16 protein-coding genes are annotated in these 15910 nt (G+C 70.1%); 9 read left to right on the forward strand and 7 right to left on the reverse strand.

Features of this window, described 5'->3' with window-relative positions; all coding sequences use genetic code 11:
* The 5 genes from VGF64_09315 to VGF64_09335 form a co-directional block, all read right to left on the reverse strand.
* Nucleotides 1-630, reverse strand: a 630-nt coding sequence (locus VGF64_09315; GenBank protein ID HEY1634943.1) for a DUF222 domain-containing protein, incomplete at its 3' end; no start/stop codon positions are given.
* A gap of 109 nt (nucleotides 631-739) precedes the next feature.
* Nucleotides 740-1033 (reverse strand): MGMT family protein, encoded by a 294-nt coding sequence (locus VGF64_09320; GenBank protein HEY1634944.1) that lies wholly within the window; start codon nucleotides 1031-1033, stop codon nucleotides 740-742.
* On the reverse strand, nucleotides 1030-3132 hold the full coding sequence (locus tag VGF64_09325) for a xanthine dehydrogenase family protein molybdopterin-binding subunit (GenBank protein HEY1634945.1): 2103 nt from the start codon (nucleotides 3130-3132) through the stop codon (nucleotides 1030-1032). The genes VGF64_09320 and VGF64_09325 overlap by 4 nt, the downstream gene beginning before the upstream one ends.
* Nucleotides 3129-4115 (reverse strand): xanthine dehydrogenase family protein subunit M, encoded by a 987-nt coding sequence (locus VGF64_09330; GenBank protein HEY1634946.1) that lies wholly within the window; start codon nucleotides 4113-4115, stop codon nucleotides 3129-3131. The genes VGF64_09325 and VGF64_09330 overlap by 4 nt, the downstream gene beginning before the upstream one ends.
* Entirely contained in the window at nucleotides 4112-4633 is a 522-nt protein-coding gene (locus VGF64_09335) for a 2Fe-2S iron-sulfur cluster-binding protein (GenBank protein ID HEY1634947.1), read from the reverse strand. The genes VGF64_09330 and VGF64_09335 overlap by 4 nt, the downstream gene beginning before the upstream one ends.
* A gap of 111 nt (nucleotides 4634-4744) precedes the next feature.
* Between VGF64_09335 and VGF64_09340 the strand changes: the two genes are divergently transcribed.
* From VGF64_09340 to VGF64_09375, 8 genes are all read left to right on the forward strand, one after another.
* The gene (locus VGF64_09340; GenBank protein ID HEY1634948.1) at nucleotides 4745-5380 is read left to right on the forward strand and encodes a class I SAM-dependent methyltransferase; all 636 of its coding nucleotides are present in this window, start codon (nucleotides 4745-4747) and stop codon (nucleotides 5378-5380) included.
* A 35-nt stretch (nucleotides 5381-5415) separates the two neighbouring features.
* Nucleotides 5416-5976 carry an HD domain-containing protein gene (locus VGF64_09345; GenBank protein ID HEY1634949.1) on the forward strand — a complete coding sequence of 187 codons (561 nt, stop codon included), beginning with the start codon at nucleotides 5416-5418 and terminating at the stop codon, nucleotides 5974-5976.
* Between the two features lie 68 nt (nucleotides 5977-6044).
* Entirely contained in the window at nucleotides 6045-7043 is a 999-nt protein-coding gene (locus VGF64_09350; GenBank protein ID HEY1634950.1) for an adenylate/guanylate cyclase domain-containing protein, read from the forward strand.
* 47 nt (nucleotides 7044-7090) lie between these two features.
* A complete protein-coding gene (locus tag VGF64_09355) occupies nucleotides 7091-7714 on the forward strand; it encodes a ParA family protein (protein ID HEY1634951.1) in 624 nt (207 codons plus the stop codon).
* A gap of 80 nt (nucleotides 7715-7794) precedes the next feature.
* Nucleotides 7795-8088, forward strand: a complete 294-nt coding sequence (locus VGF64_09360) for a hypothetical protein (protein ID HEY1634952.1) — start codon at nucleotides 7795-7797, stop codon at nucleotides 8086-8088.
* A 64-nt stretch (nucleotides 8089-8152) separates the two neighbouring features.
* Nucleotides 8153-9205, forward strand: a complete 1053-nt coding sequence (locus tag VGF64_09365; protein ID HEY1634953.1) for a hypothetical protein — start codon at nucleotides 8153-8155, stop codon at nucleotides 9203-9205.
* A 9-nt stretch (nucleotides 9206-9214) separates the two neighbouring features.
* Nucleotides 9215-9622: a hypothetical protein gene (locus VGF64_09370; protein ID HEY1634954.1), complete on the forward strand. Its 408-nt coding sequence runs from the start codon at nucleotides 9215-9217 to the stop codon at nucleotides 9620-9622.
* A 60-nt stretch (nucleotides 9623-9682) separates the two neighbouring features.
* Nucleotides 9683-10342, forward strand: a complete 660-nt coding sequence (locus tag VGF64_09375; GenBank protein HEY1634955.1) for a hypothetical protein — start codon at nucleotides 9683-9685, stop codon at nucleotides 10340-10342.
* Here the strand turns inward: VGF64_09375 and VGF64_09380 are convergent.
* Nucleotides 10284-11789: a leucyl aminopeptidase gene (locus VGF64_09380; GenBank protein ID HEY1634956.1), complete on the reverse strand. Its 1506-nt coding sequence runs from the start codon at nucleotides 11787-11789 to the stop codon at nucleotides 10284-10286. The genes VGF64_09375 and VGF64_09380 overlap by 59 nt on opposite strands.
* Nucleotides 11789-12352: a cob(I)yrinic acid a,c-diamide adenosyltransferase gene (locus VGF64_09385; GenBank protein HEY1634957.1), complete on the reverse strand. Its 564-nt coding sequence runs from the start codon at nucleotides 12350-12352 to the stop codon at nucleotides 11789-11791. The genes VGF64_09380 and VGF64_09385 overlap by 1 nt, the downstream gene beginning before the upstream one ends.
* An 83-nt stretch (nucleotides 12353-12435) precedes the next feature.
* On the opposite strand from VGF64_09385, the gene metH reads away from it, so the two are divergent.
* The gene (metH, locus tag VGF64_09390; GenBank protein ID HEY1634958.1) at nucleotides 12436-15906 is read left to right on the forward strand and encodes a methionine synthase; all 3471 of its coding nucleotides are present in this window, start codon (nucleotides 12436-12438) and stop codon (nucleotides 15904-15906) included.
* Nucleotides 15907-15910 lie beyond the last annotated feature (4 nt).

Consider the following 15910-nt stretch of genomic DNA (forward strand, 5'->3'; position numbering starts at 1 on the left):
GGAGGCCAGCTCGACCAGGGCGTCGGCGCAGCGGGACTCGTAGGGCTCGTAGAGCCTGGTCACCGGGTCGGGCCCGGCGGCGGTGGCCAGGCTGCCGATGGCGGTGGCCACCACCGCCCCCTCGGCGTCGGCCAGGCGGCCGGAGATGCGAAGGACACCGCCCTCTTCGTCCCACCACAACCGCAGGGCCCGGCGGCGGTGGGCCTCGTTGGTCTCCTCGGTGCCCACCGGCCTCGCTCGCCGGGCGGCCGCCTCCAGCTGGGCCGCCGAGCATCCCCTCGCCCGCTCGGCCACCGCCGCCTCGGTCTCGGGGCCGGCCAGCTTGGTGGCCGGGGCCAGCTGGTCGAAGCACAGCCGCCCCTCCCCGAAGGCCGTGGCCAGGGTGGGCAGCTCCTCCAAGGACCGGGCCACCCGCACCCACTCCCGAGCCTGGCGGTGGGACAGGCCCAGGCGGGCCACCAGCCAGTCAGCCATGGAGGTGGCGCCGTCCTCGCGCCAGTCCTCACGGCGGTCGTAGTCGGCCACCAGCGCCAGCAGCTGGGCGTGGGTGGCGCTCATGAGGCCGTGCAGCTGATCGATGGCGTCGGCCCGCTCCGCCGTCGAGCAGCCCTCCAGCGCTCCAACATCCATGAGCACCGATTGTACGGAAAGGGTGTATCAGGCAACGAGAGTCGGCCAGCGTCGTCCGAGCTCCTGGCATTCCTGTTCGAAGGACAGTCCTGAGCCTCGGCCGTACGCGTTACCGCCGGCGAAGGTCGACCCGACCACGCGTGACGCGCACGCCCTCAGCGCGCAACAGGCGGGCGTGGCGCCCCTCGTGACCCGGCACGAGGCGTCCAGTCGAGGTGACCACCCGCCACCACGGCAGATCACCAGCCCCGTCGGTGCCGAGCAGTCTCCCGACCGCACGTGCCGAACCGGGAGCACCGACCTCGGCCGCAACCTCCCCGTAGGTCACGACCTCGCCTGGTTCCAGGCCGGCGATCACCGCGCGCGCCCGCTCGGAAAAAGTTTGCTCACCCCTGTCGCTCAGCGCAGCATCCTGTCCAGCCGGAGGGGCAGGTCGCGCACCCGGATCCCGGTGGCGTGGTGAGCGGCGTTGGCGATGGCGGCTGCTGTGCCCACGATGCCGATCTCGCCAATTCCCTTCACCCCGATGGGGCCCAGCTCGGGCTCCTCCTCGTCGACCCAGCTCGCCTCGATGTCCATCACGTCGGCGCAAGCCGCCACGTGGTAGCTGGCCAGGTCGTGGTTCGGGAAATCGCCGAACTCGGGGTCGAGGACGCTTTCCTCGTGCAGGGCCATGGAGAGCCCCATCGTCATGCCACCGATGAGCTGCGAACGTGCGGTCGTGGCATTGACGATGCGTCCGGCGGCGAACACGCCGAGCAGGCGAGGAACGCGCACCTCACCCGTATCAGTGTCCACCCGCACCTCAGCGAACTGCGCCCCGAACGCAAAGCGGGCCGAGCTCGGGAGAGCGGCGATGTCCGCCTCGGTGCTCGCCTCCGCCGACAGCCCGCCCACCGGCACCGTGCCGCCGTGGTCATGCTCGATGCGCTCCCGGAGGGCACGACAGGCGTTGACGACGGCCCACGTCCATGACGTGGTGCCCATCGAGCCGCCGGCGATCATGGCATCCGGCAGCGAACTGTCGCCGATACGCATCTCGACAGCGTCGGTTGGGACCCCAAGCGACTCGGCTGCGATGAGCAGCAACGCGGTCCGCGCCCCGGTGCCGATGTCGACGGCCGCGATCGACACCTCGAAACGGCCCGAGTCGTCGACGGTGACGCGGGCCGTCGACGGTAGGGCTCGCGCTGGGTAGGTGGACGACGCCACGCCCGTTCCGACCAGCCAGACGCCGTCGCGCCGCACGCCCGGCGTCGGATCCCGGCGCTCCCAGCCGAACCGGGCTGCCCCCTCGCGCAGGCACGCCACCAGGTTGCGGCTCGAGAAGGGCTGGCCGGTCTCCGGATCGGCGATGGGTTCGTTTCGAATGCGCAGCTCGACCGGATCGAGGTCGCAGGCCTGGGCGAGCTCGTCCATGGCCGACTCGAGCGCGAACATGCCCGGGCACTCCCCCGGCGCCCGCATCCACGACGGCGTCGGGACATCGAGCCGCGCCAGCCGGTGCGTCGTGCGCCGATGTGGTGCGGCGTACATGTGACGGGTGGCGACTGCGGTCTGCTCGGCGAACTCCTTGATCGTCGAGCTCTGCTCGACGACGTCATGGCCGATGGCGACCAGGTGGCCGTCCTTGTCGGCGCCCAGCTGCACGCGCTGGATCGAGGGGCAGCGGTGGCCGACGACAGAGAACATCTGCTGGCGGGTAAGGGCGCACTTGACCGGGCGGTGCACGACTCTCGCTGCCATGGCCGCCAGGACGACGTTGGGGCGGGCGAAGCCCTTCGATCCGAAGCCCCCGCCGACATGCTCCGAGACGACGCGGACCTGCACGGGATCGAGGTTGAACAAGCGGGCGATGGTCGGCTTGACGCGGGGCGGTCCCTGGCTGGAGTCGATCAGCGTCAGCTGGTCACCGTCCCAGGCCGCGATCGTCGCGTGGGGCTCCATCGGGTTGTTGTGCTCAGCCGGCGTTCGGTAGGTCTGGTCGACTCGCACCGCCGCGCTCGAGAGCCCGACGTCGAGATCACCGACCACCGTGTCGGTCTCGAACCGCGGGTTGACGTAGTCCGGCGCGTACAGGCCGGGGTGATCCGGGGTCAGGGTGACGTCATGGCTCGCGGCCGCGTAGTCGATCGTCATGCGCTCGGCGGCGTGGCGTGCGACCTCGAGGCTCGTCGCCACGACGGCAGCCACGAGCTGACCGCGGTAGGCAACCGAGCTCGACTGGAACAGCGCCAGCTCGGCGTCATCGGTCGACGCCAGGCGTGGCGCGTTGTCCGGTGTGATGACCGCCAGCACGCCGGGAAGGCCGAGCGCGGTGTCCGCCGCGATGGAGCGAATCTCCCCCTTGGCGATCGTCGAGGCGACCGGCCAGGCGTAGGCGATGTCGTCGAGGGGATGTTCGAACGCGTAGCGGGCTCTGCCGGTCACCTTGTCCGGTGCTTCCACCCGGCTGCGGGCCACACCGGTCGATCGCCTGATCGGCTCGGTGAGGACAGTCACGGGCCGAGCCCCGCGAGGTCGGAGAGCGAGCGCGTGATCACGTTGCTCATCAGCGGGACTTTGAACCCGTTGTCCCGGCGTGGTCGGGCGTCGGCCAGCTCCGCCTCGGCTGCGCGCCGGAAGCTCGCTTCGGTCGCCGGCTGGCCCCGGAGGGCGTCTTCTGCCCGGTGGGCGCGCCACGGCACCGGAGCGACGGCGCCGAGGGCCATGCGCACGTCACGCACCACGCCCTCATGCACGTCGAGGGCGGCGGCCACCGAGGCGACCGCGAAGGCATACGACGCCCGGTCCCGGACCTTGCGGTAGGTCGACCGCCTGCTGAAGCCGAGGGGCGGAATCTCGACCGCGGTGATCAGCGAGCCCCGAGGCAGCGTCGTGTCCCGATGGGGCTCGTCACCGGGCAGCCGGTACAACTCGCCGATCGGTACGGCGCGGGGTCCTCCGCTGTCCTCGAGATGGACGATGGCGTCGAGGGCGACCAGGGCGACCGCCATGTCGGAGGCGTGGGTGGCGATGCACGATGGAGACCCACCCAGGATGGCGAGATTGCGGTGATCGCCCTCCATCGCTGGACACCCCGACCCCGGCATTCGCTTGTTGCACGGCTTGCTGACGTCCTGGAAGTACAGACAGCGGGTGCGCTGGAGGAGATTGCCGCCCACGGTGGCCACATTGCGCAGCTGGCCCGAAGCACCCGCCAGCACGGCCCTGGCGAGCACCGGCAGCTGGCGTCGGATCACGAGGTCGGCGACGAGGTCACTGTTGCGGACGCCGGCGCCGATTCGGACGCCTCCATCAGTCGTCTCGATGCGGTCGAGCGGCAGGCGGGTGATGTCGACCAGGAGCTCGGGCGCCTCGACGCCGAGCTTCATCAGGTCGACGAGGTTGGTGCCGCCAGCGAGGAACGCGGCCGGCGAGGAGCCACTGACCGTCGCGATGGCTCCCGCCGTGTCGGCGGCCCGCTCGTAGGCAAACCGTCTCATCGGGCGTTGTCGAGGATCGCAGGAACGATGTTGGCGTAGGCACCGCAGCGGCAGAAGTTGCCGCTCATGCGCTCCCGTACCTCGTTGGCATCGACCGTGATGCTCTGGCTGCCTAGGTCCTCGGTAGCGGCGCTCGGCCAGCCCGCTCCGACCTCGGCCAGCATGCCCACCGCCGAGCAGATCTGGCCAGGCGTGCAGTACCCACACTGGAGGGCGTCGCGGTCGACGAAGGACGACTGCACCGGGTGCATCCCGACATCAGCGCCGAGCCCCTCGATGGTGGTGATGTCGGCCCCCTCCATCGCCACGGCGAAGAGCAGGCAGCTGTTGGCCCTTCGACCATCGACGAGCACGGTGCAGGCCCCGCATTGTCCGTGATCGCAGCCCTTCTTCGATCCGACGAGATCGAGGTGCTCCCGCAGGACGTCGAGCAGCGTCGTCCGGTTGTCGATCGACAGCTCCCGGCTCTGGCCGTTCACCCGCAGGCTGATCCGGCTCACCGTCTGGACGTCGCTCATGTCCGCAGCCGCCCCCGATCCGTGGTCAGCCTGCGCCACCCGAAGCTATACCAGGGGCGCAAGACTGGTATCCAGACTTGTTACTGCTACCGGCTCGTCGAACGGGGGACCGTGACAGAGAGCAACGACCACTCCCAGGAGACCCCACATCCACCGCGAGCCGAGGACTTCGACGCCATGTACGCCGGCACCCCGCCGTGGGACATCGGTCGGCCTCAGCCCGCCTTCCTCCAGTTGGCGGAGGCCGGCGAGCTCAAAGGGCGGCTGCTCGATGTCGGCTGCGGCACGGGCGAGCACGCGCTGATGGCTGCGGGTCTGGGGCTGCCAGCCACCGGCATCGACGCCGCCCCGAGCGCCATCGCCCTCGCCGAGGGCAAGGCCCGCGACCGGCAGCTGACTGCCCGCTTTCTCGTGGGCGATGCCCTGGAGCTGGGCGCCGTGGGCGAGCAGTTCGACACCGTGCTCGACTGCGGGCTGTTCCACATCTTCGACGACGATGACCGTTCCCGGTTCATCGACAGCCTTCGCGCCGCGATTCCCGCGGGTGGCTGCTACTTCATGCTGTGCTTCAGCGATCGGCAGCCGGGTGAGTGGGGCCCCCGACGGGTGACCGAGGACGAGATCAGGTCCAGCTTCGCCGCTGGATGGACCGTTGACGGCATCGAGCCGACGAGGATCGACATCACCATCGACCCCGAGGGCGCCCAGGCCTGGCTCGTCGCCCTCACCCGGCGGGTAAGGTCGTGAGCAGCACCAACCAGGCGTGGGAGGACTGAGGACCGATGGCGACCACGGGCGTACGAGCCTCGTTCAAGAGCTTCGACCAGTCCACCAAGGAGGACTGGACGGCGATCATGCCCCAGCTCCAGGTGACCCAGAGCATGGTCGCCGATCGTGTCCTCGAGCAGCTGGGCTACCTCCGCAACGACTACGGCGGGTTCCCCGTGGATCGGCTCGAGCACTCGCTGCAGACAGCGACCAGAGCCGAGCGAGACGGCCGTGACGACGAGTACCTCGTGTGCGCGCTGGTCCACGACATCGGCGACACCCTGGCCCCCTTCAACCATCCCACCATCGCCGCCGGCATCCTGGAGCCCTTCGTGTCCAAGGCAAACCACTGGATGGTCGCCCACCACGGGATCTTCCAGGGCTACTACTTCTGGCAGCACATCGGGCTGGACCAGAATGCCCGGGACGCCTACCGGGAGTCGCCGTTCTTCGACTACACGGCTGAGTTCTGCGCCAACTACGACCAGGTGGCCTTCGACAGCGACTACAAGAGCGAGCCGTTGGAGCACTACGAGCCCCTCATCCGCGCCTTCTTCGGGGCCACCACGGGGTAGCGCACCGCGTCGCCCACCGGCCGGCGCCAGGTGGCTGAACCGGCACAAAATGGACGATACTGGCGGGCGTGGCAACCGAGGCCCTGGGGAGCCTGGCGTCCGCTGGGGACCGCGAGCGGGCGATCGAGCGCTTGCGCGCCGCCGCCGGCCAGCTGGGACTGGAGGAGCTGGAGCAGCGTCTCGACACTGCCGTCCGGGCCCGCACGATCGGCGAGCTGGCCGGGCTGGTCTGGGACCTCGAGCCGGCGGCCAGCAGTGAACCCCAGCCCGCCGGTGTACGCCAGAACGTCGGGTTCCGACTCCATGCCGCCGCCTACTGGCTGACGAACGGCCTCCTGGTCGGGACGTGGGCCCTGACGGGACACGGTTTCTTCTGGCCCTTCTTTCCCGCCGCCGGCTGGGGCATTGCGTTGGGCCTCCATGCCGTCTGTGTGCGCTCGGCGCAGGAGCGCCGTGGACGTCCAAGACCAGAGCACCGTGTGTGGTCATTACCGCCCGCGACCGTCGGGCCGCCGCCCACAACCGTCGGGCCGCCGCGCACCAACGGGCCCTCGCCCAAGCCGACGCGCCGCCAGGTGGTCGCCATGTTCATCGACGTCGTCGACTCCACTCGCTTGACGGAGGTGGTCGGCGACGAGGAATGGAGCCGGATCCGCTCGCGCTGTCGGACCCTGCTGCGCAGCTGCTATGCGACCAATGGCGGCGCCGAGGTAAGCGCCCAGGGCGACGGCTTCCTGGCTCGGTTCGGGTCGTCCTGCGACGCCGTGCGCTGCGGGATCGAGGTCCAGCGGCGCCTGCGGGACCAGCGTGAGGACACCGGTTTCGCCCCTGGCGTGCGCATCGGTCTGCACGCCGGCGAGGCGGTGGAGGAGACGGGGGACCTGCTGGGGACGGTCATCAACATGGCCGCCCGGGTCACGACGGAGGCCCAGCCGGCCGAGGTGCTCATCACCGAGGCCGTCGCCGACCAGCTCGACGGCCGATTCGAGCTGGAGGACCGGGGCCTGCGGACCCTCAAGGGTCTCTCCCGGCCGCGGCACCTGGTGGCCGTGCGCTGGGCGGACTGAGCCGGCGGTCGTGGTGGAGTCGGGCCCGGGGCGCGTAGGCTCAGCCCGTGCTGATCGTCGTTGCGGCCCTCAAGGGCGGAGTTGGGAAGACGACCGTTGCCGTCGGCCTGGCCGAGGCGGCTGCCGTGGAGCATGGCTCCTCGCTGCTCGTCGACGCCGATCCGCAGGCCTCGGCCATGCGCTGGTCGGACACGGCGTCCGAGGAGGGCTCCGGGCTCCGGGCGGTCACGGTGGCGCTACCCACCCGGGATCTCCGACGTCGCCTGAGTGGGATCGGCGGCGGCTACCCCGTGGTGGTGGTGGACACACCGCCCGGCCAGCTGCCCATCGTCAGCGCCGCCGTGGACCTGGCCGACATCGTTGTCGTGCCCTCCCAGACCAGCTGGTCCGACCTCGACCGGCTGGACGGGACCCTGGACCTGGCCCGTGAAGCCCGCGTCCCGGCGATGGTGGTGCTGAACCGGGTCCGGGCCGGCACCCGGTCCCTGGACGAGGCCACGGCCAGCCTCGAGGAGGCCCGGGTCTGGTTGGCCAAGACCGCCCTCCCCCAGCGAGAGGCAATCGCCGCCACCTACGGCCGCCGCCCCGGATCGGCCCTCACCTCCCTGACGGGGGAGCTGGTGGCCGAGATCGAGGCGGGGGTCAACACCCGTCGCAAGCGTCGCCGCTGATGAGCTGACGGCCTCACCGCCGTCACCCCTCGTCCCCGACGCCGGAACGTGAGAGCATCGGAGAAAAGGGGGCGGTGCAAATGGCCTTTGTCCAGATCATCGAATTTCGGAGCGGCAACATCGACGGCGTGCTGGGGGTCGGGGAGCAGTGGGAGAAGGCGACCGAAGGGAAGCGGTCAGCGGGCAGGCGCATGATCTGCCGGGACCGCAAGGACGCCAACCGCTACTTCAACGTGGTCTTCTTCGACTCCTACGAGTCGGCCATGCAGAACTCGGACCTGCCCGAGACCCAGCGCTTCTCGCAGGAGATGATGAAGTTCGCTGACGGGCCGCCGACCTTCTACGACCTGGACGTGGTCGACGACCGCGCCTGAGGTTGCGCCCGGGCGGCCATGACGGCCGCGTGACAAACTGGGGTCTCTGCTGGGGAGAGTCCACATGTCGCACGTCAAACCTGGTTGGCGGCGCGGGATCTGTGCCGCCGCGACACTGGCTCTGGCCACGGTCGTCGCCACGGCGGGCGCCAGCACGGCTTCCGCCGGCACCACGGGCGCCGGCACGACGAACGCCGTCGCGTGCGCACCGCGCCTGCTGGTCCTGTCGGCCATGCCGCTCGAGCTCGACCCGCTGCTGGCGGCGGCGTCAATCGACCCCAGGCGCACGGTGGTACTGAACGGCCGCAGCTTCTACGAGGGATCCCTGCGGGGGAACGACGTGATCATGTCGCTCACCGGGATCGGGCTCGTCAACGCCAGGCGGTCGGCAGAGGCCGCCTTCGAGCATTTCCGCTGCGGGGCTCGGCCGGCGATCTCCGGTGTCGTCTTCTCCGGCACCTCGGGTGGCGACTACATCGGTGACGTGATCGTGCCCAGTCGCTGGACCCAAGACGGGAGGACGTGGGCCGGCGCCGACCCGGCGATGCTGGCGACGGTCGGCGACATGATCCGCCGCGACGCCGTCAAGCTCGAGCAGTCGACCCCGACCGGGGATCCCGCCTGCGCCTGTCTGGCGACCCCGAACCTCGTCACACCGGTGCGGGTGACGCACACACCCCAGGTCGAAGTAGGCGGGAACGGACTGAGCACGGACCCATTCGGCATGCGCGCCCTACCGTGCACCCCTGCGGGAAGTGACGTCTTCGGCTGCACCCCGTGCCGGGAGCCGAACACCGACGCCGTCTCCCAGACGGGGCGGTTCGTGTCGGGCGCCGCACCATTCGTCGACCCGAGCTTCGTCCTGGGCTACCAGGCGGCGTCGACCCCGCCACCCGGAAGCTACGTCGAGCAGGACATGGAGACGGCAGCCGTCTTCCAGGTCGCCGCCACCTACCGAGTGCCCTCCATCGGCTTTCGGGCCGCGTCGGACGGAAAAGGCGACCCCCTCATGCTGCCCGGCTTCCCTGTCCAGTTCTTCGTCTACAGGCAGCTGGCTGCTGACAACGCCGCGGCCACCGCGTTGGCGTTCCTGTCAGCGTGGGCCGCCCGGCCCTAGAGTTGCCATATGGCAGACTCCGCCCGCGCCCTGATCAGCGCCATCCTCGCCTTCTCGACCTTGCTGGTGACCGCTGCCTTGTGGCGACACCCTGTCGCCCTCATAGTGCTCGTTTTTGCCGTGGGGATCGGCATCTTCTTCCTTCGTCCGACCCGCCCGAGCCTGGTCGTCTACGCGGTGGGATTCGTCTTTGGCCCGACAGCCGAGATCCTGGGGATTCACGCTGGAGCGTGGAGGTATTCGACGAACGATTTCCTCGGTATCCCCATCTGGCTGCCCTTCGTCTGGGGCAATGCTGCGCTGTTCATACAGAACACGGGCGAGTTCGCGACGAGCGTCCTCTCGCCCCGTCGCCGTCGCGACGCCGTGTCACAGGTGCCATCGCAAGCGAGGCCGACCGAGCGCGAACGAGTCTGAGAGCAGTCACGGCGCAGCGGCGGCTTGACAGCGCCCGGCACCGGGAGATAATGAAAGTGCATGAAAGATCACCAAGCTCTCCCGACAGGTATGGGGGCGACGCTCATCGTCGTCCCTTGGCCCGACGTGGTCATCGATGCCCTCGGCCACGACCCCCGCTCGCCCTATGTGGAGACCTACTGGCTCGCGGTCCTCGGCCCCTCGACGACCTGGCTGCTGCGCCGTCTGGCCTACCGCCTCGAGGCCGAGCCCGACGGCTTCTCCCTCGACTTGCCCGAGACGGCCCGCAGCCTCGGTCTGGGCGCCAAGGGCGGTCGCCATTCCCCCTTCGTCCGGGCCCTCGGTCGGTGCGTGGCCTTCGAGCTGGCCAGGCCGGAGAGCTACGACAGTCTGGCCGTTCGGCGCCGCATCCCGCCGCTCAACCGCAGGCAGGTCCTCCACCTGCCGGAGACACTGCAGCACAGTCACCGGCGGTGGCAGGAGGCACAACTGGGCCCCGCTGCGGAGGAGAAGCAGCGTCATCGTTCGCGCCAGCTGGCGCTCAGCCTGTGCCAGCTGGGCGAGGACCACGAGGCCGTCGAGCGCCAGCTGCGGCGGTGGCGGTTCTCGCCCGCGCTGGCGACGGAGTCGACCGCCTGGGCGTGGGCACGCCGGCCGGCCGTCAACGCGGCGCCGACGGCTCCCGACGCGGCGCCTCGAACAGCGACACCAACTCGATGAGGGTGCGCACGCCGAAGCCGGTGGCTCCCTTGCGCGTGTAGCCCTCGTCGGAGTCCGAGCGCGCCGGTCCGGCGATATCCAGGTGCGCCCAGGGGACCCCGTCGACGAACTCGCCCAGGATGAGGCCAGCCGTGAGGGCCCCGCCGGCGCCGGCGGGTGAAGAGATGTTCTTCATGTCCGCCACCTCTGACTCGATGCCCTTGCGATACTCCTCGGGTAGCGGAAGGTGCCAGACGAGCTCGCCGGCCCGTTCGGACGCCGTTCGTACCTGGCTCACGAGCTCCTCGCTGTTGCCCATGACGCCGGCGATCTGGCGGCCGAGGGCAACGACGCAGGCGCCGGTGAGGGTCGCGATGTCGACGATGGCGTCAGGAGCGGCCTCGGCCGCCAGCGAGAGCCCGTCGGCCAGGACCAGTCGCCCCTCGGCGTCGGTGTTGAGCACCTCGATCGTCTTGCCGTTCCGGATCTTCAGCACATCCCCTGGCTTGACGGCTCGGCCACCGGGCATGTTCTCGGTGGTCGGCATGATGGCGATCACCTTGACCCCGACATCGAGGTCGGCGAGGGCCGACATGGTGGCGAGCACGGCGGCGGCCCCGCTCATGTCCGTCTTCATCGTCATCATCCCGTCGGCGGTCTTGATCGACAGCCCTCCGGAGTCGAACGTGATGCCCTTGCCCACGAGAGCGACGGTCGGTATGTCCCCGTCACCGGCGCCAGACGCGGGGTTCGAGGGCTCATAGACGAGCTCGATCAGGCGAGGCGGCTCGTCCGAGCCCTGCGCCACGCCGGCCAGCCCGCCCAGGCCCTCGCTGGCGATCGCCACCTCGTCGAGGACGGTCACCGACATGCCGTGCCGGTCGGCCAGCTCCCGGGCCACCTCGGCGAGGCGCCTCGGCGTCATCGCCCCGGCGGGCTCGTTGACCAGATCACGGGCCATGGAGACCGCTTCGGCGATTCGGGCGCCCCGCGCCACGCCAGCTCCAAGCTTGGTGACGTCGTCCCCGACAACCGACACACGCTCGAGCCGACTCGGCTTCGCCTGAGCCTTGTAGGTCGTGAACTGGTAAGCGGCCAGAGACATCCCCTCGGCTACCGCTTCGGCGGCCTCGGCGGCGTCGAGGCCCGCTGGTCGTGACCCCGGGAGGCTGAAGGCCGCCGTCGCCGCTTGCCAGGAGGTCCGGGCGAACGCAGCGCCTGCCTTCCGAAAGCTCTCCCGCCCCACCTCACCGGGCGCGCCCAGACCGACCGCCACGACGGTGACGCCATCATCGCCCTGCATCGGCAGGGCCTCACCCGCTTTGGCGTCGAAGCCCCGCTGCTCGCAGTACCGGCGGTCGATCTCGACCGGAGCTCCGGGGATCGGGTCGAGGCCCGCGAACACAGGGACGGCGACGGCATCCAGGTTGTCCGGAACCTCGCTGGCGGTGGAGAAGGCGATCGTCATCAGGACTCCTTGCGTGGCTGGCGTCTCTTGCCCCCCGAGCGACTGGGCAGATGCTCGTCCTCCTGCCACCGGGCCATCGTCCAGCACAGGTCGGACAGGCGGTTGAGGTACGGGCCGACCTGCGACCCCTCGACGAAGGACAGGGACAGCCGCTCGGCTCGCCGCACGACCGTGCGGGCGGTGTCCAGGAGGGCGGCCACGCGGGTCTGTCCCGGCACCACGAACTCGGTCGGCATCTCGAAGCTGTCGTCGAGGGCGTCGATCCGGGCTTCCAGGGCGGTCACCATGTCGGGGGTGACCAGGCTCACGCCCGGCGTCAGCTTGTGCAGGTTGTCGGGCGCCGTCGCCACCTCGGCCATGAGGACCCACAGATCCCGCTCCAGGCCGATCAGCAGCTCGTCGAGCTCCGAGCCCCGCTCCGCCTCGGCCCGGGCGACACCCAGGGCAGCCTGGGCCTCGTCAACCGCCCCGTTGAGGTCGATGGTGGCGGAGTCCTTGCGCACCCGACCGCCGTACAGGAGGCCCGTGGTGCCGTCGTCGCCACGCCTGGTGTAGATCTTCACGGCAGACTCAATCTACCGGTGGGCGGGCGGCGCGCCGGGCGGCGGCGAGGGTCGGGCACGACCCCCGGTAACCTGAACCGGCAATGACCAGCTATCTCGAGGCCGTGGCCGAGCGCGTCGTCGTGTTCGACGGCGCCATGGGCACCAGTCTGCAGCTGGCCGGGCTCGGCCCGGACGACTTCGGCGGCGCCCAGCTCGAGGGCTGCAACGAGGTGCTGGTCAGCACCAGGCCCGACCTGGTGGCCGGCGTGCACCGGTCGTTCCTCGAGGTCGGCGTGGACGTGGTCGAGACGGACACCTTCGGCGCCTTCCCCACCGTCCTCACCGAGTACGGCATCGCCGACCGGGCCCACGAGCTCAACCTGGCCGCCGCCCGCCTGGCCCGGGAGGTCGCAGACGGCTACGCCAGGCCCGACCGACCCCGCTGGGTCGCCGGGAGCATCGGCCCCGGTACCAGGTTCCCCTCGCTGGGCCAGATCCGGCTGGCCGAGCTACGGGATGCCTACGAGGTGCAGGCCCGGGCGCTCCTCGAGGGCGGCGTGGACCTTTTCGTCATCGAGACCGTGTTCGACCTGCTCCAGGCCAAGGCGGCCATCATCGCCTGCCGTCGGGCCATGGCGGCCGTCGGACGGCAGGTTCCCATCCAGGTCCAGGTCACCATGGAGCTCACCGGGAGGATGCTCCCGGGCACGGAGATCGGGGCTGCGCTGTGCGCGCTGGACGCCATGCGGCCCGACCTCATCGGCCTCAACTGCGCCACCGGGCCGGCCGAGATGGGCGAGCACCTGCGCCACCTCTCCCACCACGCCCGGATGCCCATCTCGTGCCAGCCCAATGCCGGTCTGCCGTCGGTCGTCGAGGGCCGCATGCACTACGACCTGACGCCCGAGCAGCTGGTCGAGTTCCATCGGCGGTTCATCACTGATCTGGGCGTGTCGGTCGTCGGAGGGTGCTGCGGCACGACTCCCGAGCACCTTCGCCAGGTGGTGGACAGCTGTGGCGGGCTGACGCCGGCGCACCGCTCCCCCGAACCCGAGCCCGGCGCCGCCTCGCTGTACACGAACGTCCCCTTCGCGCAGGAGACGTCGTTCCTGGTGGTGGGCGAGCGCACGAACGCCAACGGCTCGAAGCGCTTCCGCGAGGCGATGCTGGCCGAGGACTGGGACACCACCACGGCCATGGCCCGCGACCAGGTCAAGGAGGGCGCCCACCTCATCGACGTGTGCGTCGACTACACCGGCGCCGACGGCCGGGCCGACATGGAGCAGGTGGCGAGCCGCCTGGCCACCCAGGCCAGCCAGCCCATCGTGCTCGACTCGACCGAGGCCGAGGTGGTGGAGACGGGGCTCTCGTGGATCGGCGGGAGAGCCGTGCTCAACTCGGTGAACCTGGAAGACGGCGACGCGCCCGGAACGAGGCTCGACCGCTTCCTCTCCCTGGCCCGGGAGTACGGGGCCGCTGTCGTGTGCACCTGCATCGACACCGAGGGCCAGGCGCGGACCGCTGACTGGAAGCTGCGGGCGGCCCGCGCCATCCACGACATCGCCGTGGGCCGCTACGGGCTCGAGCCGTCCGATCTCCTGTTCGACCCCCTCGCCCTGCCGTTGTCGACGGGCATGGAGGAGAGCAGGCGCGACGGTATCGAGACCATCGAGGGGATCCGCCGCATCAAGGCCGAGCTACCCGGCGTGTACACGATCCTCGGCCTCTCCAACGTGTCCTTCGGCCTCACTCCCGCCGCCCGCCACGTGCTCAACTCGGTGTTCCTGCACGAGTGCGTCGACGCCGGCCTCGACGCCGCCATCGTGCACGCCGGCCGCATCCTCCCCCTCAATCGGATCGACGACCGCCAGCGGCAGGTCTGCCTCGATCTCGTCTACGACCGCCGCAGCGAGGGCTACGACCCCCTTGGCGAGCTGCTGTCGCTCTTCGAGGGCGTGTCGTCGAGCGCCACGTCGAGTGCCGAGGACCGCAGCGACTGGAGCCTCGAGCGCCGGCTCGAGCAGCGCATCGTCGACGGTGATCGCAACGGCCTCGAGCCCGAGCTGGACCAGGCGCTCGGCGACGGCTGGTCGGCCCTCGGCATCGTCAACGACCTCCTGCTGGCCGGGATGAAGACGGTCGGCGACCTGTTCGCCTCGGGCGAGATGCAGCTCCCGTTCGTCCTCCAGTCGGCCGAGACGATGAAGGCCGCGGTGGCCCACCTGGAGCCGCACATGGAGCACGACGACCAGGGAGGCAAGGGTCGCGTGGTGCTGGCCACGGTCAAGGGCGACGTGCATGACATCGGCAAGAACCTGGTCGACATCATCCTCACCAACAACGGTTACGAGGTGCACAACCTCGGCATCAAGGTGTCGATCGGCGAGATGATGGCCAAGGCCGAGGAGGTGGATGCCCACGCGCTGGGCATGAGCGGTCTACTCGTCAAGTCGACCCTGATCATGCGGGAGAACCTCGAAGAGATGAACGGTCGAGGGCTCTCTCGCCTGCCCGTGCTGCTCGGCGGGGCCGCCCTCACCCGCACCTACGTCGAACGGGATCTGCGCGAGGTCTACGAGGGCCGCCTCTTCTACGGCCGCGACGCCTTCGAGGGCCTGCGCACGATGGACCGCCTGCGGGAGCTCCAGCGCACCGGCGAGAACGACCCGAGCTTCGGCCGCGAGCCGGGTGGTCGGGACCTGCCTCCGCGCAAGAGCCAGCGGCCGGCCGAGGTCAGCCCCGACGAGATCCCCGCCCGGTCGCCCGAGGTGGCGACGGACAACCCGGTCTTCGACCCGCCCTTCGTCGGATCGGAGCTGGCCAAGGGGGTCGCCATCGACGAGATCGCCGCCTATCTGAACGAGACGGCGCTGTTCCGCAACCAGTGGGGGTACCGACCCGAGCGAGGCGAGCCCGACGCCGAGTTCAAGACCCGCGTCCGCGCCGTGCTGCGCGACCAGCTGGCCGAGGCGCGGGCCAGTGGTGTCCTGGTTCCCCAGGTGGCGTGGGGCTACTTCGCTGCCAACGCCGACGGCGACGACCTGGTGATCTGGAAGGACGAGGCCCGTCAGGCCGAATGGCTCCGCTTCACGTTCCCCCGCCAGCAGAAGACGCCCTGGCTCTGCATCGCCGACTTCTTCCGGTCCGAGGCGTCCGGAGAACCCGACTGGGCCGCCTTCCAGGTCGTCACCATGGGCCACTCGGTCTCCGACGCGACAGCCCAGCTCTTCGCGAAGGACCAGTACCAGGCCTATCTGCTGCTGCACGGTCTAGGGGTCGAGATGGCGGAGGCCCTCGCCGAGCTCTGGCACCGCCGCATACGTGAAGAATGGGGCTTCGCCGATGAGGACGGTCCCAGCCTGGGTGGGCTGTTCCGTCAGCAGTACCGCGGCGGGCGCTACTCGTGGGGCTATCCCGCCTGCCCCAATTTGGAGGACAACGCCAAGGTCGCCGAGCTGCTGGCGGTCGAGCGGATCGGGGTCGAGCTGAGCGAGGGGTTCCAGCTACACCCGGAGCAGACCACCTCGGGCATCGTCTGTCACCACCCTCGCGCCAAGTACTTCGTGGCCTGACCCT

The sequence above is a fragment of the Acidimicrobiales bacterium genome (genome assembly GCA_036491125.1).
Taxonomy (GTDB): Bacteria; Actinomycetota; Acidimicrobiia; order Acidimicrobiales; family AC-9; genus AC-9.

Excerpts from the sequence above, each read along its gene's own strand:
- VGF64_09365 (HEY1634953.1), top strand. The coding sequence starts at position 8,153 with ATGTCGCACGTCAAACCTGGTTGGCGGCGCGGGATCTGTGCCGCCGCG.
- metH (HEY1634958.1), top strand. The coding sequence starts at position 12,436 with ATGACCAGCTATCTCGAGGCCGTGGCCGAGCGCGTCGTCGTGTTCGAC.
- VGF64_09360 (HEY1634952.1), top strand. The coding sequence starts at position 7,795 with ATGGCCTTTGTCCAGATCATCGAATTTCGGAGCGGCAACATCGACGGC.
- VGF64_09345 (HEY1634949.1), top strand. The coding sequence starts at position 5,416 with ATGGCGACCACGGGCGTACGAGCCTCGTTCAAGAGCTTCGACCAGTCC.
- VGF64_09375 (HEY1634955.1), top strand. The coding sequence starts at position 9,683 with ATGAAAGATCACCAAGCTCTCCCGACAGGTATGGGGGCGACGCTCATC.
- VGF64_09380 (HEY1634956.1), bottom strand. The coding sequence starts at position 11,789 with ATGACGATCGCCTTCTCCACCGCCAGCGAGGTTCCGGACAACCTGGAT.
- VGF64_09330 (HEY1634946.1), bottom strand. The coding sequence starts at position 4,115 with ATGAGACGGTTTGCCTACGAGCGGGCCGCCGACACGGCGGGAGCCATC.
- VGF64_09370 (HEY1634954.1), top strand. The coding sequence starts at position 9,215 with ATGGCAGACTCCGCCCGCGCCCTGATCAGCGCCATCCTCGCCTTCTCG.
- VGF64_09335 (HEY1634947.1), bottom strand. The coding sequence starts at position 4,633 with ATGAGCGACGTCCAGACGGTGAGCCGGATCAGCCTGCGGGTGAACGGC.